The following is a 21,648-nucleotide window of genomic DNA, read 5'->3' on the forward strand; positions in this document are numbered from 1 at the left end:
CCGCATGCGCCTTGTTCGCGCTTTTTTGCGCTTGTGTCGCGCTCTTTTTGGCACCTTCATGTGCCTTCGCGTGCCTTGTGGTCCCTTCTTTCCTTTTCCAGATCCATTGCAGACATGTCCATTTCACCGTCCCGCACTCTGCGCCTGAACATCGCCCAATGGCAGGGCAGCGACCGCCCCGACTACCTGATCGGCGGCCGCGTGCTGGCCGCCCTGGCCCCGGCGGCATCCGGCCCTGAAGTCACCATCGATGTGCCGCCCTCGGCCGCCGCCGTGCGCCCCGTCACGGATAGCATTGCGTCCAAGGCCGATCTGCTGACCATCGCAGAACGTGCCATGACCGCCATCCGCCAGCACCAACCCCAAGCCATCGTCACCCTGGGCGGCGACTGCCTGGTGGACCTGGCCCCCATGGCCTACCTGAACGAGCAATACGGCGACGACCTGGCCATCCTGTGGGTAGATGCGCACCCGGACATCGCGGGCACCACCCAGATGCGCAACGCGCACGCCCATGTGCTGGGCATGCTCATGGGCGAAGGCGATCCCGACTTTGGCCGGCTGGTGAAGCGCCCCATCCGCCCCGAACAGGTGCTGTATGTGGGCCTGACGGAAACCACCCCCTACGAGACGGAGTTTCTGGACCAGCGCCAGATGCAGCGGCTGAGCCCGGAACAGATTGCCCAGTCCCCCGACGCCGTAGTGTCCTGGCTGCGCCAGACCGGCACCACCAAGGTGGCCGTGCACTTTGACCTGGACGTGCTGGATGCCGCCCGGTACAGCTTTCTGCTCTTCAACGACCCCGCGGCGGCAGCCAGCACCTGGGACGGCGTCGCCCAGGGCCGCATGCGGTTGGAAGACATCGCACGCATCCTCCAGCAGGCCAATGAGGTGGCGGAGGTCGTGGGCCTGGCCATTGCCGAATACCTGCCATGGGACGCCATCCAATTGGCCAAGGCCCTGCGCACCCTCCCCCTCTTGAACAGGTAGCCGCGCGCCAACCCGGGTCGGCCAGCACCAGCCTGCGCCAATGGGCAGCAACCGGTCGCACGGGGTGGCACGTGGAGGCCATCAGCGACCGTCAACCGCCTGCACCGTGCGCCGCCCCGCAAGCAAGCAAAACCCGTTGAAGGTCGCCTGAAGCCGGCCGACAAGCTATCGCACCACGGCCGCAGGCCGTCACAGCCCAGCCCACCCGCTGCCAACTGGCGCCACGCAACGCCCTGGGGCCGGTGAAGCCCTGCCCCAGCTTTGTCCCGCCACTGCCCCAAGGCAGCGATATCGCCGCCCTGTCCATCGCTCCCCCATACACCCGTGCACCCAGATGCACACACCCATGCACCCAACTATGCCATATCCCACTTCACGCCTCACCCAGATTCTCGGCACCCAGTATCCCTTGGTTCAAGCGCCCATGTCCTGGGTCACCAATGCGCGCCTGGTCGCCGCAGTGTCCAACGCCGGGGGCCTGGGCGTCCTCGGCCCCCATGCCGGCCACAGCACCGCCCCCAGCAGCACGGAAGAGACCGTCGAACGCATGCGCGCGGAAATCCGCAAGACACGCGGCATGACCGACAAGCCATTCGGCCTCAATGTGATCCTGGCGGGCAGCGAAACCCCTGACGCGTTCAACACCGCATGGATCACCATGGCCCTTGAAGAAGGGGTGACGCACTTTATCTCGGTCGGCAACGCCACCGAACGCGCCTTCCACCTGATGAAGCAGCAAGGCGCCACGCTCATTCACCGCCCATTGACCCCCACCGTGGCCAATATGCGCCAGGCCGAAGCCCTGGGCGCCGACGTGCTGGTGGCCACCGGGCACGACGAAGGCGGCCACATTCCCGCCAGCGCCTGGGGCACCTTCACCATCGTGCCGACCATGGTGGACGCGGTCCGTGTCCCCGTCATGGCCACCGGTGGCATCAACGACCGGCGCGGGGTGCAAGCCGCTTTCGCCCTGGGCGCCGAAGGGGTCTACATCGGAACGCGCTTCATCGTGACCCAGGAGTCCCCGGCGGCCCAGAGCGTCAAGGACAGGATCGTTTCTTCAGGCTATGACGACATGGCCTTTGTCTCTCCGGTGCAGCGTTCCATCCGCACACGCACGGCCGACCAACTGGCTGGGTTGCTTCAGGACCGGCACAACGCCCTCGACTTGGACGACGAAATCCGCAAACTCGGCGGCCTCAAGCCCGGCATGCTGCTGGGCCATATGGACGAAGGCATCATTTCCGTGAACACCGGCATCGACATCATCCGGTCCGTCCCCAGCGTTCAGGAGCTGGTGGACAGCTTGCTGGAGGTGGGCTGAGCCGGTCTCGCCTGGTGCCGGGCGAGTCCGCAAGAAGTCGATCGGCAACTGCTGTGCCGCATTCCAGGGACTATGTGGTCGAGACTCGCACCACGTACTGCTTCTGTTGGGCCGCTATCTGCGAGGCATGCACCCCAATGCGGGGAATGCCTGGTCGCCTCCTGTTGCGACTTCAAGTCTAAGACATAGCTGCCCGCCGTTGCGGGCTATGTTTATACCTGCTCACGGCCAGAAGCATCCAGCCAGTTCTTCTTCGCAGTAGGCAGCTTTAGCCTAGTTTCAGTCTGCCAAATAGAAAAAAGGTCAATGACTGCTGCATACAAATCGGTCGTTCGGATCAGGCTCCGAGTACAAATGATGCTGAAATAAGGACAGACGTTGTAATTTTTTCCTGTAGCTGTCACAGCTTCCGTAATTTTTTGAATAAAATCAATAAATTGCAATCTAATTTAAAATAAAATTTCTCATCAGCATGGCAACTGAAGATAGGTTCAAACAAGCTGTCATCGCAACCCTTGCGAGAAGATCAGCCAATCAGTGTGCAAATCCAGACTGTGGCGCTCTTACTAGTGGGCCATCTGACGATCCGCATGATTCAGTCAATGTAGGTGAAGCTGCTCATATCTACGGAGCTAATCCAGGCTCTGCTCGCTACGATTCGACGATGACTTCAGTTGACCGAAGCTCAATCACCAACGCAATTTGGCTATGTGGGAACTGCCATAAATTGATTGATGATGATCCTGTGAAATATCCTTCGGGTCTTTTGTTTGAATGGCAACGTGCACATGAGCAATTTATTGCGGAGAAGGTCGGGAAAGCATCTGCGCGAATCAGAAAGAAGTTTGAAGATCGCCATCTCGAAGAATTCGGCCGTCTTAGCTATCTTTCCGAGCGTTTGATTCTTGAGAAGGGTGACCTTTGGGAGTATCGGCTAACAGCCGAAGTTCTCAGATTTGAGATGGAGCCAGTTCTGCATCGCTGGAATTCGTTTAAAAGAAAGCTTTACACACTTCCTAGCAGTAGAGTCACCAAGGAAGATTTCTTTCCTTGGATCGGAATAAAGCTGGAAGAGATAGTTAATATTTCGTACGCTTTCAGCGAACTCATCAATAAGGAGTTTGCTATTGCTTGGGGAGAACCGGGGGTTCCAGGAAAAGACACAGCAATAGTCGCAACAGCCCGACTATACAGCGAAATGTGTCAAAGCGCTCTAACATGGGAAGAGTCTATAAGATTCTCATTTTTAGATGAGATATTTGAGGAGCTTCAGGGCTTACTAATAGGGACTGCAGGAAAAATTATTGATGAGGCTGCAAAGCTACCGGTATTCTTGGCCGAAACAGTTAGCACCAATCCTGTAGAAGGGATCTTTCAGCTGAATCTCGTGCTGAGCTTGCCAGAAGGATGGAATGATAAAGTTAATGCGGCGCTTGAGCGAATACGGATTCAGCTTTCGATGTAGAAAACCTGCCTCTCCTAGCCGGTTGCGACAGTATCGATTCGTCCAAAATAGAAATTACATACAACTCTATGCGCCAAGCCAGAAAGATTTCCGTTGAGCCAACATAGAAATTCTAGCAAAGAGCATTTTGACGAGAAAGGCGTCGCCGTGCACGCAGAATTCTCGAACGACGAAGCTAGCGCTCGTTCGGCTGAAACCGGAAAGTGCTACTTATTTCATGCGATGATTGGAGCTTGAGCCCCTTTTCGGTTAAAAGTGGGATCAGCGGCACCATTGAGCATCGAAGCGCAGCATCACTTTTGGCCTTGATTCGCTCGGCAACGATAAGCACAGTTGTCGAACCCCCGATACCGACCTCCATGCCACCACTTTCCGAGTGACGATTTCCTCATTGATTTTTTCGTGCGACTTCTCTTGGTCTGTCGAACTACCGAGAGAGTAAAGCTCACTTCAAGAAATTGTTCAGACGCGCGTGCCAATAGGCCACTATTCGACGCCTAACTGACAACGAAACGTGCCCATGTACCACCCAAACATCTGGATCCCCCGCTTTCGAAACGACTTCATCCCGGCCATTCGCAGGGTCGAAGAAGTATTCCTGAAAAGAGTTCAGCCAACGTTCTCTTCGATAGATGTAGAAAGCGAAGAGCTGCAGAATCATCTATGGGAGGAGGCAATGGCCCAGCCTTGCTACGACGACGGCCCTGACGAAGGCCAAATTGCACAGGCTGTCCAAGACGCTGCAGTCTCACACTACCTAGGCCTCAAGGGGATGGAACAGGGACTACTCAACTGCTGCGCGCTCTTTCTTTACCACCTGTATGAACAGCATCTAATGCTATTCCTGCGGCAAGAACTGCTGGACTGGCGAGAACGAGACAACAAGAAGTTTTATAGACATGAGGTAGCACGCGATTTACTCGAAAACGCCAACGTGGACATCACGGCATTCACTGCATGGCCCAAACTTGAAGAGTTGCGTCACTTAGCCAACACGATCAAGCACGGTGAGGGCAAAAGCAGCGAAGAGCTGTTACATGCCGCTCCCCATCTGTTCGAAATGGCCGGGCTGAGCAACACGATGCCGCTCTCCGGGCGTGTCTACACGCCTTTGCTGGGGGAGGATATCTGTGTCAAACCTGCACACATCAGTGAATATGCTGACGCGCTTGAGCAGTTCTGGCTAGAACTGGGTGATGCTTTGATTACCAATTCAGTCGTCGAGTGACCTACTCAGCAGGCACTGCTTTGGGGGCTTCGCGTTCGCTGAATCGACCAGCATTTCCTAGAGGGCTTGTGCAGCTACAAGGGATTGAATCTAAAAGTCTCTGCACAAGGCGCTATGTAGCAGTGGCCGGTCAGTTGTGGTGCAGGCATGACAGGCTGCAACTGCTCCCAAGATCGGCACTGCAAGCCACCTTTGTGCTTCGGATTTGATCGAGCCTAGAATCGCGTGCAATCAACAACAATCGGCAGTAGTACAAAGGGCTAAGAAGAATGGGATGGCTGAATAGCGCAAGGGATGTACTAGCTACTGGCTGGGTTGGGTCAATCATTGGAATCTTCGGGATAGTGATCGCTGTGGGCACATACTTCCTAACCCGACAGCGCACCGTGTTCTGCTATGCGCAATCCGGTGAACGGTTGCTGGGCTTGGCAGAAGCTGGACTACCGAAGGACGTTACTGTTCAACATCAAGGGGCCAATATTCCCCGGCTCACTCGTACATTAATTGCCTTTTGGAATAACGGTGAGAAAAGCATTGTCGGCGACGACATTGTGGCCACTGACCGCCTCCGAGTTCGCTTTCCCGATGGTTCGCAAGTTCTCGCAGCAACTGTAGTGAAGCAGACCCGTGATGTGTGTCAAGTCGAAGCTTCGCAGACGCTTGGAAAGCCTGCGGAAGTCGCGCTTTCTTTCGCGTTCTTGGATGCAGATGACGGTGCAATTGTCGAAATACTGCATACATCAGAAAAGAGCCATGGAAAAATTTTTGGCACTATTAAGGGACTGCCCAAAGGACTTCGTGAAGTGGCAACTGTTGGTGATAGAAGCTCCAGCAGTGCCAAAACTATGCTTACGGCTCTCATGTCGCCCCGCAAATTTGCGTTGATAGTCGTTGTCGCAGGGTTTCTAGCATTCGCATGGGGGGCTTATGCCCTGCACAGCGATCTAGGAAGCTCGGGATGGGCACAGTTCGCGACTGTGGGAGGGCTCTTCTATATGACAATAGGTTTTCTGATGCTGTTTTTGATGCGACAAAAACACCCTAAGGCGCTCCATATGAAGGAATTTGATTAGACGATAGCTGGTCTCGAGCTATTGCAAAATGAGCAATTTGACGGCCAACCATCGGAGGAAATTTTGAGCGGATGCTTCAGAGGTGATTAACTGTCTATGGTCGATCAATAGTGTGAGATCAATCTAAGCAGAAGGGGCCAGCGGCAAGCTGCTGATGAGATCGCAAAGTGCCTACGGCCGCTGCACCTCTCACAACTGACCTTCACGCCGCCGGAGGCCACCATTGATGCCGGTCAGCCGAACCTCTCTGCCCGAAGACCAGCGTCGGCAGTTGCTACACGGCTGATATCGGTGCACAAGGTAAGGAAGACAATAATCGGTCGGGAGCGGGCGTTCGCGGCCAACAGTCATCGTTCTGCAAGCTGGCAACGACCGGCCTGAGCAGCAGCCCAACCTCCAAAGAAAATCACCCAGACCGAAGATCCACTGCCCCCCATGGGACGAGAGTACAAAATCAAATTTGCCGTGCCCGGCAGCTACGACCCCGTGGCACTGCAACGGAAATTGCCCAGCCCGATCCACAGCGCGGCCCAGGGCGACAGCTACCAGTACGCCATAGAGCCGGACGGTTTTTATTTTGTTGACCACCTGCTGGACCGCACGGTGGCGGCTATAGCGTTGCAATGCCTCATCGATGAGGCACTGGGGCTTACCAATGCGGTGGAGCTGACCGAGCCATAGGCTTAGACGCAGCGTCACCACACCAGCCTTGCTACGTCGTTGCCCTGCCTGGTCGTACCAAATGCACGGCCTGGGGCTTCACGCCTTGCCTCTATCGCCAATCTGCTGTGCTATGCCGGGCCACGCCAGGCCCGATCGTGTGGGCCACACCCTAAGGCAGGGCCAGCACCGCGCAGTTGCACAGGTCTGCGCTCTCAAAAGCCGTCAGCTCACCGGCCTGCAGGCCGGGCACCGGGAACAGGCGCACGGTCAGCGGTTTGTTCAGGCGAAACGCCATGGTGCCGGTGTCGCGCATGACGGCGGCGATCTGGCTGGCGCTGGCATCGCCCGGCACGGGCACGGTATCCAGCCCGATGCCACAGACACTGCTGTAGGTCAGCAAGGCGCGAATGTCGAAGTGGCCGTGTTGCGTGCCTTGCGCCAGACCGGTGTCTTCCGTCACGGCCAGCATCAGGCCGCTGAAGCCGATCTGCGGCATGTGCTGCACGGACTTGAACACGCGGGTCAGCAAGGCCGATGCCTCCACCGTGCCGGAGGCCCCGAAGAACGGCACCCCCAGCAGTTCATAGACCTGCACCATGGAGGCGCAGGACTTGGAGGGTGCGGCCGAGGTGTCTATGCCGATGACGCGCCAGCCGGCATCCAGCGCGGTGGCGTTCACACAGGCGTTGATGCGCTCCACATGGCTGGACAGCGCATCGCCCAGCGCCTGCGCGGCGCGGGCCATCCATGCGGCATGGGGCAAGCTCTGGCGTTCTGGCTGCAGCGTGTGCAGCACATCGACCAGCAGATCCGGCGTCTCCAGGCCCAGCACCAGGCAGCCATCCAGCTCGCCACGGTGGTAGCCCGCAGGGAAGTACGGTATGCCGCTGGCGCAGTTGAAATTGACAGTGAAGTTGAAATTGCCCTCGCCCCGCGGCGTGCACGCGGCGATCTCCTGCACGGCTTGCACGCTGCGCTCCAGCAGCTCGCCGCCCAGGTAGCCGCCCTCATCCAGATCAATGTTGACGCAGGCATTGCACAGGTCGCCATACGCGGCAATCAGCGCGGGCAGCAGCGCCACTTCGGCAGTGGTGCGCGCCTCGCCAATCGCAAAGCGGATGCGGCGGCTGCCGGTGTTCAGCTGGGCCAGCAGCTCGGTGATATGGGCCAGCCCGGCCTGCGCGCTGGCGGCGCTGCGGGTGTCCAGGTACTCGCCAAACGGGTTGCTGACGATGCGGATGGACTGCACCGCATAGCCTGCCTGCTGCTCCAGCGCAGTGGCCAGGCGATCACATTGGCGCTTGGCCTGCGCCAGCGCAGCGGGCCAGGTGCCGGGCTCAGGGCCCAGGGTGAGGAAGGCAGTGACAGTGCGAACGCGCACCAAGGGGTGCAGAGCAGAAGTGAGCATGGAGCCAGGGCAATCGAAGACAGCGCTGCATCTTAAGGGCTGCCGGTGCCGCCTCGCTGAAGCGGGCGGCGCCGCCAAGCCGGCGCCAGCCGCCTGCAAAGCCGGGGTGCTAACCCCGTTCCTTCAGCCACAGCCCGAACTCTTTCATCACAGCGACCACGGGTTTCAGGCGTTCGCCGTCCTGTGTGAGCGCGTAATCCACCCGAACGGGCGCTGTGGGCCACACCGTGCGTTGCACCAGACCTGATTCCTCCAGGGCGCGCAGGTCCAGGGTCAGCGAGCGCTGCGAAATGCCAGGCATGTCCCGACGCAATGCGTTGAACCGCTTGGGCCCATCTACCAGGTAGGAAACGATCAGCAGGCGCCACCGCCCTCCCAGCAGCCGCATGGCTTCTTCCACAGAGCAGCCACTGACACTCACTTTCATAGCACAACTTTCCAGGCGATCTTCTAGGTATCGTTTTTTAACCTATCTGCAGTTTTTTTGCCTTCTTCCAGTTTGATACCTGCCGGTGAACACTCGCGGCAGCGCCGTATGTCACGGCGTACGTCAACGATCGGAAGCCTTCCATGAAGCTGTACTACATCCCTGCAGCCTGCTCTTTGTCCCCCCACATCGTGCTCCACGAATTGGCGCTGGACTTCACCCCCATCCAGGTGAACTACAAAACACACAGGACCGCGGATGGACGCAATTTCCTGGACCTCAACCCCTTGGGATATGCCCCGCTGCTGGAGCTGGACGATGGCAGCCTGCTGCGCGAAGGTCCGGCCATCCTGCAGTACCTGGCAGACCTTAAGCCAGGCGCGCAACTCGCCCCCGCACACGCCAGCATGGCGCGTTACCGGCTGCAAGAGTGGCTCAATTTCCTGACCTCTGAAATCCACAAGGGCTTCATCCCTCTGCTCTACCCGGTGCAAGCCGGCAGGTATGCCACCGAGTCCGCCACGCCCAAGCTGGCGCAGCGCTACGCCTGGATCGACGCGCAGCTTGCGGGCAAGGACTATCTGATGGGGCACTACACCGTGGCCGACAGCTACCTCTATGCACTCACCCAATGGGGGCAGGCCGAATGGCTGGTTCCCACCTACCAAGCCAATATCCGCTTCGATGGTCTCGAACACCTCAAGGCCTGGTACCTGCGCATGCGCGAGCGGCCTGCCGTGAGAAAAGCGCTGGACACCGAAGGTCTGAAATAACGCTGCACGGCAAGCGCGGCCTCGCGTTCGTTCACCGGCCGCCACGGCTACCGTGGCCACGTCTATGGCAGTGGCGGACAGGTCAGCGATGTCTTGCAAGGCTCGCACGCTGCGCTCCAGCAGTTCGCCGCCCAGGTAGCCGGCCTCATCCAGATCGATGTTGACGCAGGCATTGCACAGGCTGCCATGCGCCGCAATCAGCGCAGGCAGCAGTGCACCTTCGGGCGGACTGCGACAGACTCAAGCGGTCAGTCGTCAGTCGTCAGTCGCCAGACGGCAGCCTTGATGGGGCTGCGCGCCCAACCTGAGGCGCCCATCAGTGCTCGTTCGTGTCGGCTGGCAATCGCCCCAACGCGGACACCGGAGGGGACAGCCAGCGTCACCGAATCCGAACAGAAGCTGGTGCATCCAGTTTGAACCCGGCCACCGCATCCGCCAATTGCGCGGCTTGCTGCTGTAACGACTGCGCGGCGGCGCTCGCCTGTTCCACCAGCGCGGCGTTCTGCTGCGTGGCCTGGTCCATTTGGGTCACGGCGCCGCCGATCTCGGAAATACCCGTGCTCTGCTCCTGGCTGGCGTTGCTGATCTCGGCCACGATGGTCGTCACCTGGCGCACGCTTTCCACCACTTTGTTCATGGTGACGCCGGCGTCGTGCACCAGTTGGCTGCCGACATTGACCTGTTCCACAGATGCATCGATCAGGGCCTTGATTTCCTTGGCGGCCGTGGCGCTGCGCCGCGCCAGCGTACGGACCTCGCTGGCCACCACAGCGAAGCCGCGACCCTGCTCGCCTGCACGGGCGGCTTCCACGGCCGCGTTCAGGGCCAGGATGTTGGTCTGGAAGGCGATGCCGTCGATCACGCCAATGATGTCGGCGATCTTGCGCGACGAGGTCTCGATGCCGCCCATGGTCTGCACCACCTGGCCCACGACGCTGCCGCCGTGCGTGGCGACGTCGGAGGCACTGCTGGCCAGTTGATTGGCCTGGCGCGCGTTCTCGGCGTTCTGTTGCACGGTGGCGGTGAGCTGCTCCATGGCCGCCGCAGTCTCTTCCAGCGAGCTGGCCTGTCGCTCGGTGCGGGCCGACAGGTCCTGATTGCCGCTGGCGATTTCTGTGGTGGCCACGCGCACGGATTCGGACGACTCCCGGATGCGTACCAGCACGGCCGCGATCTTGTCCACGAAGTGGTTGAAGGCGCGCGCGATCTGTGTGAGTTCGTCATTGCCATGCGTAGAGAGGCGGCGCGTCAGGTCGCCCTCCCCCGAGGCGATGTCTTCCAGCGCATCGCGCACCACGGCCAGACGGCGCAGCGAGCGCGCGATGACCGCGCCGAGCAGCAGGATGGCGACGGCCAGCGAGACGATCACCGTGACGGCCGACACCTGCAGCAGGGTGCCGAGGGATGCCAGCGCCTGGCCCCGGTGCACGGCGGTCACAAGCTGCCAGTCGGTGCCTGGCACGGCGTGGCTGTAAAGCAGATAGTCGGTGCCGTTGATCTGCGTGCGCATGCCGCTCGTGGACTGCTCCAGTGCTTGCATGGTTTCCGGCTGGAGGCTGGGCGAAAGCGTGGACACGGGCTTGAGCGTCAGAGCGGTGTCGGGGTGTGTCACGATGGCTCCGGCCTGGTTGGCCAGAAACGCGAAGCTGTCAGGCGTCGGGCGGATGGAGGCCACGGTGCGCACCACGGTGGTCAGCAGCACGTCGGAGCCCACCACGGAGGTAGGATTGCCCTTGGGGCCGACCGGTTCGGCGAAGGTCACACCCACCTCGGGCGGCGAAGTGAACAGATAGGGCGCGGTCACAATCGGCTTGCCCTCCTGCACGGCCTGCTTGTACCAGGGGCGCGAGGTCACGTCGTAGGTGTCCGGCATGGGGTTCAGGAAGATCGTTCGCTTGTCCGGAAAGCCCACATAGGCATCGGAGAATCCACCCCCGTCGCGCAGCGCCTGGACCACGCCACGCGGGTCTGTCTGGTCGATGGCCAGCGTCAGCGTATGGGTCAGCAAGCGTTTGGACTCGACCCAGTCGCCCAGTGCGCGCGCCTGGGCGGCAACCAGTTGGCGGCTCTGGGCGTCCACGGTCGACTGGACATGGCGCTGCATTGTCAGAAAATTGGCCGCCGCCAAAGCCAGCATGGCCACGGTGACAATTGCGACACTGAGTGCAATGAGGCGTGTCCGGAGCGTGAGCTGCATGGAAAATCCTATTGGTTTTCGTAACTAATAACGTCGGCAATATCGCATCCGATTGTGACAGTCACAAAAAAGCCATCTGGTTCATCCCCATCGGCTGAAGACATGTGGCGAGCTTGCATCATCGGCCCGGCCATCCTGTAGTGCCTGGCAGACCTGCACCCCGGTGCGCAACCCGCCCCCGCGCACGCCAGCATGGCGCGTTACCGGGCGCAGGAGTAGCTCAACTTTTTGACTTCTGAAATTCACAAAGGCTTCCCTCCCTGCTGTACCCGGTACAGGCCGGCAGGTATGCCACCGAGTCCGCCAGGCCCAATCTCAAGCTGGAGCAGCGCCACGCCTGGATCAACGCGCAGCTTGCGGGCAAGGACTATCTGATGGGGCACTACACCGTGGCCGACAGCTACCTCTATGCACTCACCCAATGGGGGCAGGCCGAATGGCTGGTTCCCACCTACCAAGCCAATATCCGCTTCGATGGTCTCGAACACCTCAAGGCCTGGTACCTGCGCATGCGCGAGCGGCCTGCCGTGAGAAAAGCGCTGGACACCGAAGGCCTGAAATAAAGCGGCACGGCAAGCGCGACCGTGAAGGACCCACCAGCCACCACGGCCGCCGTAGCGGTTCAGGTTCAGGTTCAGGTTCAGGTTCAGGTTCAGGTTCAGGTGCCGGACGGTGCGGGCCTGGGATCAGCCTGCCTGCGGCCGGTTGCGGACGCGCACACCAGCCCACCCAAGCAAGTCCGGTGGGCACACAGGCGCTGTGGGGACTGGTGCCAGCGCATTCCTGCATGGCCCAGCCCCTTCCATCGTGCCGAAACGGCCTGATGTAGCGCACCGCACAAGCACATTCACCAGAAGTACTTGAAGCTCACGTTCGCTTCCCGATCCACGCCACGGAAGATGCCCGCGTAGTAGGTCTTGTTGAACAGGTTGTTGATGTTCAGAGCGATGCGGTAACGGGTCGTCTCATACGCCACGGCCAAGTCCGCCACGGTGACCGAGTCGTTGACGTTCAGGCTGCCATCGGAGGCCACGCTATAGGGCGAACGGCCCCGGTAGCGCAGGCCGCCGGCCACCATCAGGCCCGGTACGGCGCGCGGGCGGTAGTCCAGCCACACACTGGCCATGTGGCGCATGGTCTGCAAGGTCTGGCGTCCCACTTCGGCGGCACGCGTGCTCTGCGTGGTGCGCGGATCCAGGTAGGTGTAGCTGGCCAGCGCGCTGAGCTCGCGCGTTAGGCCCACACGCCCTTCCAGCTCCACACCGGTGGATCGCACCTGGCCGGTCTGGATACTGAAACGCGGGTGGTCGGGATCCTGCGTGGTCACATTGGTCTGGCGCAGGTCGAACACCGAGGCCGTCAGCAAGGTGTTGCTGCCTGCGGGCTGGTACTTCACCCCCACCTCGTACTGTTTGCCACGGCGTGGTGCAAAGGCGCTGCCGTCATAGGCCAGGCCGGTGGTGGGATCGAAAGATGTGGCGTAGCTGGCATACGGCGCCCAGCCGCTGTCGAACTGGTAGAGCACGCCTGCGCTGCCCGTGGTGGCGCTGTCGGACATGCGTGGCTGGGTGGTGCTGTTCTGGGTGCTCTTGGCCGTATCGTGGCGCAGGCTCAGGTTGGCAATCCAGCGGTTCCACTGGAGCTGGTTCAAGGTGTAGATGCCCGTCTGGCGCAAGGTGGAATGGCTGTCCTCCAGCTCGGGCACGGCGATGGACTGGCCGTAGACAGGGTGGTTCAGGTCCAGATTGGGCACATCCCAGCCAAAGCCCAGACCACCACTCTCCTTGTAGCGGTTGTGGTCCACGCCCACGCTCAGGCGGTGCTGGACATCGCCCCAGCGCAGGTCCTTCTGCGCACGGCTGTCCACGGCCACGGTCGTACCCTTGGTACGCTGGGCCAGGTTGGCGCGCGAGATGCTGTGGCCATCCGCCAGCACGTCCATGGCGTAGATATGGCGGTAGTCGATGTCGATGGTGGAATAGCGCAGGTTCTGCGTGAGCTGCCAACCGCTGTCCGTCTGGTGGACGAATTCATAGCCCAGCGATTGGGTGTCGCGGTTGAAGCGGTCGAAAGCAGGGTCTCCCGCCGTAAGGTGTGCCGACACATCCTTGATCTGCGGGTAGCTGAACAGGCTGGGCCACCAGGACTTGGGGGTGCCACGCTCGCGCGAGTAACTGCCCAGCAGGGTCAGCTGGGTCTGGCCCGAGATCTTCCAGCGCAGCGAGGGCGCAATGGAGATGCGGTCATCGCGCGAACCCACGGTGCGACCGTCGCTGTCGCGGGCCTTGAGGTTGAGGCGGTACAGCACATCGCCTGCCGCATCCAGCGCCCCACCCAGATCGGCCGTGACCTGGGCCCGCTGATAGCGGCCATAGGACAGGCCCACGCTGTTCACATGATCGGCTTCGGGTTTCTTGGACACCACGTTGACCACGCCACCGGGCCGCCCCTGGCCGAACAGCACCGAGGCCGGGCCCTTGATGACCTCGATGCTGTCCAGCTCGTCGATCTCGTCGTTCCACGAACCGTAGGTGCCCGCCGAGAACTGGCGCAGCCCGTCCTTGTAGTAGGAGCTGCCATCGCTGAATCCGCGAATGACGGCTCCCGTCATGCGCAGGTCGGCGCCCGTGACTTCGGTGGACACCCCGGCCGTGTACGACAGCGCCTGCTCGATGCTCTTGGGCGCCTGCGTCTTGAGTTGCTCCTGGCTCACGATGGAGATGGAGCGCGGCGTTTCCATCAGCGTGCTGCCCAGCTTGGTACTTGCGGCCCGGTTGTGGGCAGCGTACAGATCTTCCGCCGAGGTTTGCTGTGAGGTCACCGTGACCTCTGCCAGCGCCCCGGCCGAGCCTGCAGGCGGTGCGGCCCGGATGGTGAAGGAGCCCGGCTGGGTACTGACCGCCACCAGCCCTGTCCCGGCAAGCAGGCGCGTCAAGGCGTCCCGCGCAGAAAGGCGGCAGCTGACTGCCGCGCCCTGCCGCCCTTCGACCAGTGCATCGTCAAACAGCACCTGCACCTGTGTCTGGCGGCCAAAAGCTTTGAGGCCATTGAGCAGGGGCTGTGCCGGGATGCTGAAGGACTGCAGCGCATCCGCTGCAGCGGTGGACTGGGCCAGCGCATTCACGGGGCTGATGACCATCGTGGCAACCGCTGTGGACACCAGCAGCGCCAGCAGACTGGGCCGCAGCGCGAGGCCGTTGCCGCCTGCCGGCTGCGCACATTGCATACGTTGCACACCGCGTGCGCTCCGCTTCACGTTGTTGTTCTTGAACCGTTCCCTCAACTGACCTGGGTGCATCACCTGTTGCTCCTGAATTCCATGCGCTTGCATGCGCGTATGACAGCGGCAGGCCCGTGGCAGGAGGACTGGAATGCGCGCTCGCCTGATCAGAGACCAGAGGCGAAGCGGGGAAAACAGCCAACGTGCGCGGGAGTGCCGCTTGCTTACAGCCGTTGGCTAGGAATCAGAAAGCAGTGGTCGCTCTTTTCCGTGGCTGGCAGCCCGGGGTGCGGAAATTTCGCGCCCCTATCCATGAAGAAGCAGGAAAAGGGGAATTCAAGGAACCCAGGTAAATGTAACAATTTGCATCTCAGCGTGGACTGATCCGCCAGCCCCCTTCGGCATCCCTTTGCACGCGCACGTTGACCACGCTGGGTAGCGCCAGCAGAAAGCGCTCCGGGTCCTGCAGCGCAAGCAGACCGGACACCGGCAGGCTTTGAAGTGCTGCGCCATCCACCACCACGAGCTGGTCGAGCTGTCGGGACAGCTCCTGCGCCACCTGCTGCAGTGGCGCGCGCTTGAAGTAGATCTGGCCGGTTCGCCATTCCGCGACGGCATCGGGAACCACAGACAGGGTGCGGCGCTGCCCTGACACGGGATCGATGGCAATGCCTGTGCCAGGCCCCAGGGCGAGCACGGGCGCTTCGGGGTGCGCACTGGAACGGACCTCGACCCGCCCTTCCTGCACCTGCACGACAAACTCGGGTGGCGCGGCACGCACGTTGAAGGCCGTACCCACCACCCGCACCTGGCTGGCGCCGCTTTCCACGGTGAAGGGTTTGCTGGGATTGGCAGCCACCTTGAAGAACGCCTCGCCCTTGTCGAGCACGGTCTCCCTGCGGCGGGGGTAATAGCGCACCTGGAGACGGCTGTTGGCGTTCAGCGCCACATGGGAGCCATCAGGCAGGTCAATGCTGCGCAGTTCACCGGGGGCGGTCGCAATGTCCGCCTCATAGTTGGGGGTGTTGTCCCAGCGGTGCCAGCCATACCCGGCCGCCAGCACCGAAAACAGCGCCGCCGCGAAGGCAGATGCCAGGGCAGACCTGCGCGACCAGCCCGGGGCATGGGAGGCCTTGCCTGGATGCGTTGCCGACGGACGCGCGCGGGGAGCCCCGGGTGGGGCTGCCTGCGGTCCGGTGTGCCCGTAAGCAGCCGGTAACAGGGCCTTGAGCTGCTCTGCTTCGCGCCAGGTGCGGCCGATGCCGTACATGGCTTCACGGTGGGCCGGGTCTTGCGCCAGCCATTCGTTCAGCGCACGTTCGTCCGCGCCCGACCAGCCGGGTTGCTGGCGGCGCACGTACCACTCGCCCGCGCGGTGGTTCAAGCGAAGCACCTGTTCGGGCGGGAGATTCTGCAACAGGGATTGGCCTGGCTCTGCGCTCATGTGGTTCCGCCATGCGCCGGTGGGTCAGCGCTTTCATCGTTGTTTTCTTCGGAGCTCCATGCGCTGTGCAGGGCTTGCAAGCGCTTCATCTGCTCGGCGTTGGCATACCGCACGCGTGTCTCGCAATAGCCGACGGCCCTGCCCAGATGCTTCACCACCATCCGTGCGCTGATTGCCATGCGCTCGGCAGTCTCCTCAATGGTATGACCTTCTATGCGGTGCAGCACAAAGGCCTCACGCTGCCGGGCGGGCAATTCCCCAATCGCCTCGTGCAGTCTGGTGAGGCGCTGACGGTGTTCGACCTGGCGCTCGGTGTCGCCATAGCCCTCGGCCCGCACGGCGAGCAGTTCCGCATGGGACTCGTCGTAGGAGACGCTCTGCATTCCGTGCACTTCTGGACCCTGCTGCCAGTCGCGTGCCGCCACGCTGCGGACCGTCTGCCGCAGATAGGGCTGCTCCTGCTCCGGCTCCAACGTCCTGCCTGTCGCCGCCACACGCACGAACACTTCCTGCGCGGCATCCTCTACTTTGGCGCTGGTGTTGAAGTGGCGGCGCAGCATGCGCATGACAGGGATGCGCCAGCGCGCATACAGCGACGCCATGAGGGCATCTTTGGGCTGTGCGGCGGTGGGCTGCGGTTCACTCTGCGCGCCGGAAGACGGATCGCACTTCACCAACGCGCCCCTTTACCCAACCCAGATGCGATGGTCGCCCGGGGAAGGCTTGGTGCGCTGGAATCGCCAACGGGAAAAATCTGTAGGAAGGCCACGGTGCACACAGATACGCTACCGATCCGAAATTGGCGAAGCGCCATGCCGTGATGCGCCATCAGGAGCGGGCAGGCCTGGCTATGTGCGGAAGTCGAATGGCTGAATGAAACTTATTTCGATTCTAGCGCCATCAGATCCGGCATCCATGCCTGTCAACAAAAACCGCAGCAGCTAATAGCCTGGCGCAAGCGGCCATCCGCGTCTGGAGAGCCCAATCCCGGCCTGCCTTCGGCCAGGAGTTGGCGCTTGACTCTGGATGTGCAGTGCGCCCAATCGCATCGGCGCCCTCTTCACCTGCCCGTGCAAAGCGCGGGCGCCATGCTTCATCTACCCCAGCCGCTACCTACAATTTGGAGGATGAAGACCACCTACTACACCGCCACCAGCCTGGACGGCTTTCTGGCCACCGCGGACGACTCCCTGGACTGGCTGTTCTCCCTGGGCGAGCTGAATGAGTCCAGCTATCCGGAATTCATCTCCGGCGTCGGCGCCCTGGCCATGGGCTCCGCCACTTATGAGTGGATGCTGCGCAATGCAGACAAGGTGGCGGCCGAGACAGGTTCTCCATGGCCTTACACCCAGCCCGCCTGGGTGTTCACCAGCCGGACCCTGCCGGCCATCGATGGAGCCAACATTCAATTCGCCAGTGGCGACGTGCGCACCGTCCACGCCGCCATGCGCGCAGCGGCAGGTGACAGGAACCTGTGGATTGTGGGCGGCGGCGACCTGGCTGGCCAGTTCTACGACGCAGGACTGCTGGATGAAATCATCGTGCAGATCGGCTCTGCCACCCTCGGCAAGGGCAAGCCATTGTTTCCCCGACAGGCCCTTTACCCCGCGCTCAAGCTCCAGTCCGTGCAGCAGATGGGAAGCGGCATGGCGGAGCTGCGCTACCAGGTCCAGAACCCTGTGCAGAGCGACTCAGCTCCGAACGCCCCCGCCTGAAAGATTTCGCCGGGCTGCACCGCGGCCGCCACAGCGCGCGGATCGCCAGCTTGCGCCCTTGCGCGGTCTCGAATACGACCATCACGGTGTCTTTTTTCCAGATAGTCCAGCAGCTTATGGCATGCCTTCGTGCTTTCCGTCAGAGGCGGAAGTTCATGCAGAGATGTCGCGTCCATCCCGACCAAGGAATTTGCCCATGCTCATCGACTTGCTGAATGCTCCCCTGCTCGGTCACTGGGACATCGATGGTTCGAAAAGCCAGTGCGAGTTTCAGTTTGGGGAGCGATTGATTTATGTAGAGCATCTCAAGGAGACAAGCCATGTGCCCGCTCTACAAACTGCCCAGTTACTCATTCAGCAAGTCTGGGATGACTCTCAGCATGCCATCGCCTTTGCCGAGCCGTGGTTTCGGGCAAAGCATCCTGCGTTTTGGAATGCTTGGGACAAGGCCACAACACCCCTGCACCCGCTGCGGATGTATTCAATTAGCTTCCCTGCAAGAGATGGCGCTCCGTACTACTGGATCGCACGTGACCCGGGCTATAACTTCGAATGCGTCATACCCGACGAGCATGACCTCTGGCAGCAGGAAGGACTGAGAAGCAAGTTGCCTTATTTTCCTGATTCGGACGCAGTCGTGGTCAGTCGCTTAGGTGAACAGCAGTTTGCGCTGAGCGAATTACCGTCCCCATACTTCGATGCCACTTGAAACTGCAATCACTAGCGTCTTTCCTGTGTAGGAAAAACCGGCTGTAATTGGTTCGAAGTCTCTGAACAACTTATAAAAGCCGAACGGCTTCCCGTATTTTTCTCCAGTGAGAATACTGCTGGGAGCAAGTAGAAGAACATCTTGAATTGCCCAGTCCAAGGTGACATTCTCAATGGACCAGCCATCTCTTGTAAACCTTGGGAGGCCACCGCCATAAATTCCCGCGACGCGGATTACAACGCCCGCCAGAGGACCGATGCCTTCAGTCTCTAGAAAAATCTCATCATCAAAATTTTCTTCGTAATCCCTAGCAACTTTTTCAGCAGTTTGGCAGTTTATGACCCCTCGGCCAGAGCTAGAAATCACTAGCAATAGTTCCGATTTTTTGTCAAACCCAATCGAACGCAAGCTGCCAACAGCGAAACTTCCAATTTTTTTCCAAGGGTTTGGTGGAGCTGTCAAAGCAGATTTTTGGATTCTTTCTTTTATCGAGATGAGGTGGTTTGTATCCATAGGCCATTGTCTCTCTACGGGAACGACCGGCGGTGGGTGCGTGGTTGACCGTTGAAGGTCGAACAGTGACAACTGTTGACGCCAATCCGTTTGATTAATCGCAATAGGTCGGCTGCTGTCAATGGGTAGTTCAAGCATGCCGTTCAACCCGGAGCAGAACGCCGTTCAAAGATGCCCCGGGACCTCATGCAAGCAAATTGCTACCGCGCCAATCCCCGAACTGACGCATGCCGATGCGGCAAAAGGAAAGACTGCCCGAAGCCAGATCGCAACAACCGCAGTTCGCCCATGCACAGTCCGTGATCACCACGGCGCAACCTTCACTCCACACCCGCGCGCAGCTTGCCTGCCCCCAGATGCCGCTCCCGCAGCAGCAGGAACAGCGGCAAGGCCAGCGAAGGCCCGACGGCCAGGCAGCACAGCGGCAGCCACCACCGGGGCATGGCCAGCCTGCGCCCTTCCACCACCACAAACACGGCGACCGCAATGCCCGAGACCAGCACATCCGCCCAGGCAAATGCGGCGATATGGCTGGCACTGGCCTGTTGCAGCAGCAGCGGCAGATGCAGGCCGTGCGCGGCCAGCCAAGGCACAAACTGCGAAAGCGGCAAGGCTGCGCCCGCCAGGCAAAGACGGAGGTAGATGGGTTGCATAGGGCTTTCTGTGTGGGCCTGAGCGCGCCGGCCTGTTGGCGACACCGGGGCGTTTGTGGCGTGGATGCGATGCATCTGGGCGCCCGGCCATGGTAGCCAGGCCGCCGCCAAGGCCTGTGATCTGCGTCACCCCACATGGCCCCCATCACCCCATCCCCTCTTCAGCGCGCGCACTGCGTTCTGCCATGGCTTGCCCAGCCGCAGGCGCCCTCCCACTGGCTTGCGGCTGTTGCGGCCAGTGCATGCAAGGGCTGTGCGGCGACAGCTGCGCGGTGATGGCGGTGCGGGCAAGTGCTGCGCCGGCGCAGACCGCTCACCCGCCTTGAAGGGACCTGGTGCGCGCCACGGCCTCGGCCAGGCGTTGGATGCCTGCCGCGATGGTGTCCGGCTCCAGCAAGGCATAGCCCATCACCAGTCCGGCGGCGGGGTTCGCCTGGCGCTCGTCCGTGCCCGGGAGATACAGTGGGCTGATGGGGTAGACACGGACACCGCATGCGCGCGCGGCATCCACCAGCGCCGGCTCCAGGGCTGCAGGCACCTCCTTGAACCACACCACCAGGTGCAGGCCGCTTGCCGCGCCTTGCACCGTGACCTGTGGGCCCAGGTGGCGCTCCAGCGCCTGCACCAGGGCATGCTGCCGTGCCTGTTGCAGACGCCGGATGCGGCGCACATGCCGGCCGTAGCTGCCGTCTTCCAGAATCCGCGCCAAGGCACGCTGCATGCCGGTTGCGCCGTGCCGGTCGCTCACGCGCCTGGCGGCCGCAAAGGTCTCGGCCAGCGCCGGCGGCAGCACCATATAGCCCAGCCGCAGTTGCGGCGACAGCGTCTTGGAGAAGGTGCCGACGTGGATCACACAGCCGTGCGCGTCCAGCGACTGCAGGGTGGCTTCGGGGCGCACGGTGTAGCGGTACTCGCTGTCGTAGTCGTCCTCGATGATCCAGGCATGGTGCCGGGCCGCCCAGTCCAGCAGCTGCCGGCGGCGTGCCATGGGCAAGAAGGCGCCCAGCGGGAACTGGTGGGTGGGCGTCACATAGGCCAGCTTCGCGTCCCCCGCTGCGGCCAGCCGCTGCGTGACCAGCCCCTGCGCATCGACGGGGGCAGACCACAGCCTGGCCCCATAGGCTTCGAATGCGTGGTGGGCCATCCGGTATCCCGGGTTCTCCACGACCACCTGATCGCCGGGATTGATGAGCAGGCGCGCGCACAGATCCAATGCCTGCTGCGAGCCGTTGACGATGAGGAGCTGCTCCACCGCGCAGGTCAGCCCCCGGGACTGGCTGAGGTGCTTTTGCAGCGCGCGGCGCAGTTCCAGGTTGCCGCGCGGTTCTTCGTACTCCAGCCTGGACATGCGCTGGCGTTCCACGGCACGCAGGGCCTTCATCCAGGTCGATGTCGGGAAGTCGCGGCCCGCCAGCGGCCCGTAGACAAAATCGATCTCTCCAGGCTGCGTGGGCCGGGGGTCTGCCAGCTGCAAGGCCTGCATGTGCTGGCCGATGCGCGACAGCCTTCCGGCAAGCCCGCCCGCCGCCGTGGCGGTAACCGTTGCTGCGGCTGTGGCGGCGGCACGTGCCCGCCTGGGCGGGGCCGGCGCCGCCGCACCGGCGGCCACACGGCTGGCTGCCCCTGCGCGGCTGTCGATCAGCCCGTCGGCGGCCATCTGCTCGTACACCAGGGTCACGGTCGCCCGCGACAGCCCGCGCTCCGCCGCCAGCGCCCGGGTGGATGGCAGCACCGCTCCCGCGGCATAGGTGCCGTCCGCGATGCGGGCGCGAAATTCCTCGTAGAGGGCCCGGCTGAGTCCGGTCCGTCGCTCGTTGTGCATGGCCATGGCGGTCAACTGGTCTGG

19 protein-coding genes are annotated in these 21,648 nt (G+C 61.6%); 10 read left to right on the forward strand and 9 right to left on the reverse strand.

Features of this window, described 5'->3' with window-relative positions; genetic code table 11:
- Window positions 1–114: 114 nt before the first annotated feature.
- The 6 genes from CT3_RS12675 to CT3_RS12700 all read left to right on the forward strand — a co-directional run bounded on the left by CT3_RS12675 (window position 115) and on the right by CT3_RS12700 (window position 6,761).
- Window positions 115–990 (forward strand): arginase family protein, encoded by an 876-nt coding sequence (locus CT3_RS12675; RefSeq protein WP_066533035.1) that lies wholly within the window; start codon window positions 115–117, stop codon window positions 988–990.
- Window positions 991–1,414: 424 nt separating this feature from the next.
- Complete coding sequence (locus tag CT3_RS12680; protein WP_428041602.1) at window positions 1,415–2,314, forward strand: nitronate monooxygenase; 900 nt, start codon at window positions 1,415–1,417, stop codon at window positions 2,312–2,314.
- A 472-nt stretch (window positions 2,315–2,786) separates the two neighbouring features.
- On the forward strand, window positions 2,787–3,779 hold the full coding sequence (locus tag CT3_RS12685) for an HNH endonuclease (RefSeq protein ID WP_083520213.1): 993 nt from the start codon (window positions 2,787–2,789) through the stop codon (window positions 3,777–3,779).
- A 520-nt stretch (window positions 3,780–4,299) separates the two neighbouring features.
- A complete protein-coding gene (locus tag CT3_RS12690; protein WP_066533044.1) occupies window positions 4,300–5,007 on the forward strand; it encodes a hypothetical protein in 708 nt (235 codons plus the stop codon).
- Between the two features lie 353 nt (window positions 5,008–5,360).
- Window positions 5,361–6,080: a hypothetical protein gene (locus tag CT3_RS12695; RefSeq protein WP_141891756.1), complete on the forward strand. Its 720-nt coding sequence runs from the start codon at window positions 5,361–5,363 to the stop codon at window positions 6,078–6,080.
- Window positions 6,081–6,515: 435 nt separating this feature from the next.
- Window positions 6,516–6,761 (forward strand): hypothetical protein, encoded by a 246-nt coding sequence (locus tag CT3_RS12700; protein WP_066533052.1) that lies wholly within the window; start codon window positions 6,516–6,518, stop codon window positions 6,759–6,761.
- 151 nt (window positions 6,762–6,912) lie between these two features.
- On the opposite strand, the gene CT3_RS12705 is transcribed toward CT3_RS12700, so the two are convergent.
- Both CT3_RS12705 and CT3_RS12710 read right to left on the reverse strand, forming a co-directional pair.
- The gene (locus CT3_RS12705) at window positions 6,913–8,151 is read right to left on the reverse strand and encodes a DUF711 family protein (RefSeq protein WP_066533054.1); all 1,239 of its coding nucleotides are present in this window, start codon (window positions 8,149–8,151) and stop codon (window positions 6,913–6,915) included.
- Between the two features lie 109 nt (window positions 8,152–8,260).
- Window positions 8,261–8,578: a winged helix-turn-helix transcriptional regulator gene (locus CT3_RS12710; RefSeq protein ID WP_066533055.1), complete on the reverse strand. Its 318-nt coding sequence runs from the start codon at window positions 8,576–8,578 to the stop codon at window positions 8,261–8,263.
- A 143-nt stretch (window positions 8,579–8,721) separates the two neighbouring features.
- Between CT3_RS12710 and gstA the strand changes: the two genes are divergently transcribed.
- The gene (gene gstA, locus CT3_RS12715) at window positions 8,722–9,351 is read left to right on the forward strand and encodes a glutathione transferase GstA (RefSeq protein ID WP_066533056.1); all 630 of its coding nucleotides are present in this window, start codon (window positions 8,722–8,724) and stop codon (window positions 9,349–9,351) included.
- 379 nt (window positions 9,352–9,730) lie between these two features.
- Here gstA and CT3_RS12720 read toward each other — a convergent pair whose 3' ends face one another.
- Window positions 9,731–11,548, reverse strand: a complete 1,818-nt coding sequence (locus CT3_RS12720) for a methyl-accepting chemotaxis protein (protein WP_066533060.1) — start codon at window positions 11,546–11,548, stop codon at window positions 9,731–9,733.
- 374 nt (window positions 11,549–11,922) lie between these two features.
- On the opposite strand from CT3_RS12720, the gene CT3_RS21385 reads away from it, so the two are divergent.
- Complete coding sequence (locus CT3_RS21385; RefSeq protein ID WP_066533062.1) at window positions 11,923–12,111, forward strand: glutathione S-transferase family protein; 189 nt, start codon at window positions 11,923–11,925, stop codon at window positions 12,109–12,111.
- A 284-nt stretch (window positions 12,112–12,395) separates the two neighbouring features.
- Here the strand turns inward: CT3_RS21385 and CT3_RS12735 are convergent, their stop codons facing one another.
- The 3 genes from CT3_RS12735 to CT3_RS12745 form a co-directional block, all read right to left on the reverse strand.
- Window positions 12,396–14,774 carry a TonB-dependent siderophore receptor gene (locus CT3_RS12735; protein ID WP_066533354.1) on the reverse strand — a complete coding sequence of 793 codons (2,379 nt, stop codon included), beginning with the start codon at window positions 14,772–14,774 and terminating at the stop codon, window positions 12,396–12,398.
- 364 nt (window positions 14,775–15,138) lie between these two features.
- Window positions 15,139–16,161 carry a FecR family protein gene (locus CT3_RS12740; protein WP_227657939.1) on the reverse strand — a complete coding sequence of 341 codons (1,023 nt, stop codon included), beginning with the start codon at window positions 16,159–16,161 and terminating at the stop codon, window positions 15,139–15,141.
- Between the two features lie 47 nt (window positions 16,162–16,208).
- Window positions 16,209–16,814 carry an RNA polymerase sigma factor gene (locus CT3_RS12745; protein ID WP_083520238.1) on the reverse strand — a complete coding sequence of 202 codons (606 nt, stop codon included), beginning with the start codon at window positions 16,812–16,814 and terminating at the stop codon, window positions 16,209–16,211.
- Window positions 16,815–17,339: 525 nt separating this feature from the next.
- Here CT3_RS12745 and CT3_RS12750 point away from each other — a divergent pair.
- Window positions 17,340–17,927, forward strand: coding sequence for a dihydrofolate reductase family protein (locus CT3_RS12750; RefSeq protein ID WP_066533066.1), 588 nt, complete (start codon window positions 17,340–17,342; stop codon window positions 17,925–17,927).
- A 196-nt stretch (window positions 17,928–18,123) separates the two neighbouring features.
- Window positions 18,124–18,636 (forward strand): hypothetical protein, encoded by a 513-nt coding sequence (locus CT3_RS12755; RefSeq protein WP_066533069.1) that lies wholly within the window; start codon window positions 18,124–18,126, stop codon window positions 18,634–18,636.
- On the opposite strand, the gene CT3_RS12760 is transcribed toward CT3_RS12755, so the two are convergent.
- From CT3_RS12760 to pdxR, 3 genes are all read right to left on the reverse strand, one after another.
- Window positions 18,607–19,149 carry a hypothetical protein gene (locus tag CT3_RS12760; protein WP_141891759.1) on the reverse strand — a complete coding sequence of 181 codons (543 nt, stop codon included), beginning with the start codon at window positions 19,147–19,149 and terminating at the stop codon, window positions 18,607–18,609. The genes CT3_RS12755 and CT3_RS12760 overlap by 30 nt on opposite strands.
- A gap of 320 nt (window positions 19,150–19,469) precedes the next feature.
- A complete protein-coding gene (locus CT3_RS12765; protein WP_066533072.1) occupies window positions 19,470–19,802 on the reverse strand; it encodes a DUF2834 domain-containing protein in 333 nt (110 codons plus the stop codon).
- A gap of 313 nt (window positions 19,803–20,115) precedes the next feature.
- Entirely contained in the window at window positions 20,116–21,630 is a 1,515-nt protein-coding gene (pdxR, locus tag CT3_RS12770) for a MocR-like pyridoxine biosynthesis transcription factor PdxR (protein ID WP_066533355.1), read from the reverse strand.
- Between the last annotated feature and the right edge of the window lie 18 nt (window positions 21,631–21,648).

The organism is Comamonas terrigena NBRC 13299 (assembly GCF_006740045.1).
Taxonomy (GTDB): domain Bacteria; phylum Pseudomonadota; class Gammaproteobacteria; order Burkholderiales; family Burkholderiaceae_C; genus Comamonas; species Comamonas terrigena.

Excerpts from the sequence above, each read along its gene's own strand:
- CT3_RS12675 (WP_066533035.1), top strand. The coding sequence starts at position 115 with ATGTCCATTTCACCGTCCCGCACTCTGCGCCTGAACATCGCCCAATGG.
- CT3_RS12680 (WP_428041602.1), top strand. The coding sequence starts at position 1,415 with ATGTCCTGGGTCACCAATGCGCGCCTGGTCGCCGCAGTGTCCAACGCC.
- CT3_RS12685 (WP_083520213.1), top strand. The coding sequence starts at position 2,787 with ATGGCAACTGAAGATAGGTTCAAACAAGCTGTCATCGCAACCCTTGCG.
- CT3_RS12690 (WP_066533044.1), top strand. The coding sequence starts at position 4,300 with ATGTACCACCCAAACATCTGGATCCCCCGCTTTCGAAACGACTTCATC.
- CT3_RS12700 (WP_066533052.1), top strand. The coding sequence starts at position 6,516 with ATGGGACGAGAGTACAAAATCAAATTTGCCGTGCCCGGCAGCTACGAC.
- CT3_RS12705 (WP_066533054.1), bottom strand. The coding sequence starts at position 8,151 with ATGCTCACTTCTGCTCTGCACCCCTTGGTGCGCGTTCGCACTGTCACT.
- CT3_RS12710 (WP_066533055.1), bottom strand. The coding sequence starts at position 8,578 with ATGAAAGTGAGTGTCAGTGGCTGCTCTGTGGAAGAAGCCATGCGGCTG.
- gstA (WP_066533056.1), top strand. The coding sequence starts at position 8,722 with ATGAAGCTGTACTACATCCCTGCAGCCTGCTCTTTGTCCCCCCACATC.
- CT3_RS12720 (WP_066533060.1), bottom strand. The coding sequence starts at position 11,548 with ATGCAGCTCACGCTCCGGACACGCCTCATTGCACTCAGTGTCGCAATT.
- CT3_RS21385 (WP_066533062.1), top strand. The coding sequence starts at position 11,923 with ATGGGGCACTACACCGTGGCCGACAGCTACCTCTATGCACTCACCCAA.
- CT3_RS12735 (WP_066533354.1), bottom strand. The coding sequence starts at position 14,774 with ATGCAATGTGCGCAGCCGGCAGGCGGCAACGGCCTCGCGCTGCGGCCC.
- CT3_RS12745 (WP_083520238.1), bottom strand. The coding sequence starts at position 16,814 with ATGGCGTCGCTGTATGCGCGCTGGCGCATCCCTGTCATGCGCATGCTG.
- CT3_RS12750 (WP_066533066.1), top strand. The coding sequence starts at position 17,340 with ATGAAGACCACCTACTACACCGCCACCAGCCTGGACGGCTTTCTGGCC.
- CT3_RS12755 (WP_066533069.1), top strand. The coding sequence starts at position 18,124 with ATGCTCATCGACTTGCTGAATGCTCCCCTGCTCGGTCACTGGGACATC.
- CT3_RS12760 (WP_141891759.1), bottom strand. The coding sequence starts at position 19,149 with ATGGATACAAACCACCTCATCTCGATAAAAGAAAGAATCCAAAAATCT.
- CT3_RS12765 (WP_066533072.1), bottom strand. The coding sequence starts at position 19,802 with ATGCAACCCATCTACCTCCGTCTTTGCCTGGCGGGCGCAGCCTTGCCG.
- pdxR (WP_066533355.1), bottom strand. The coding sequence starts at position 21,630 with ATGGCCATGCACAACGAGCGACGGACCGGACTCAGCCGGGCCCTCTAC.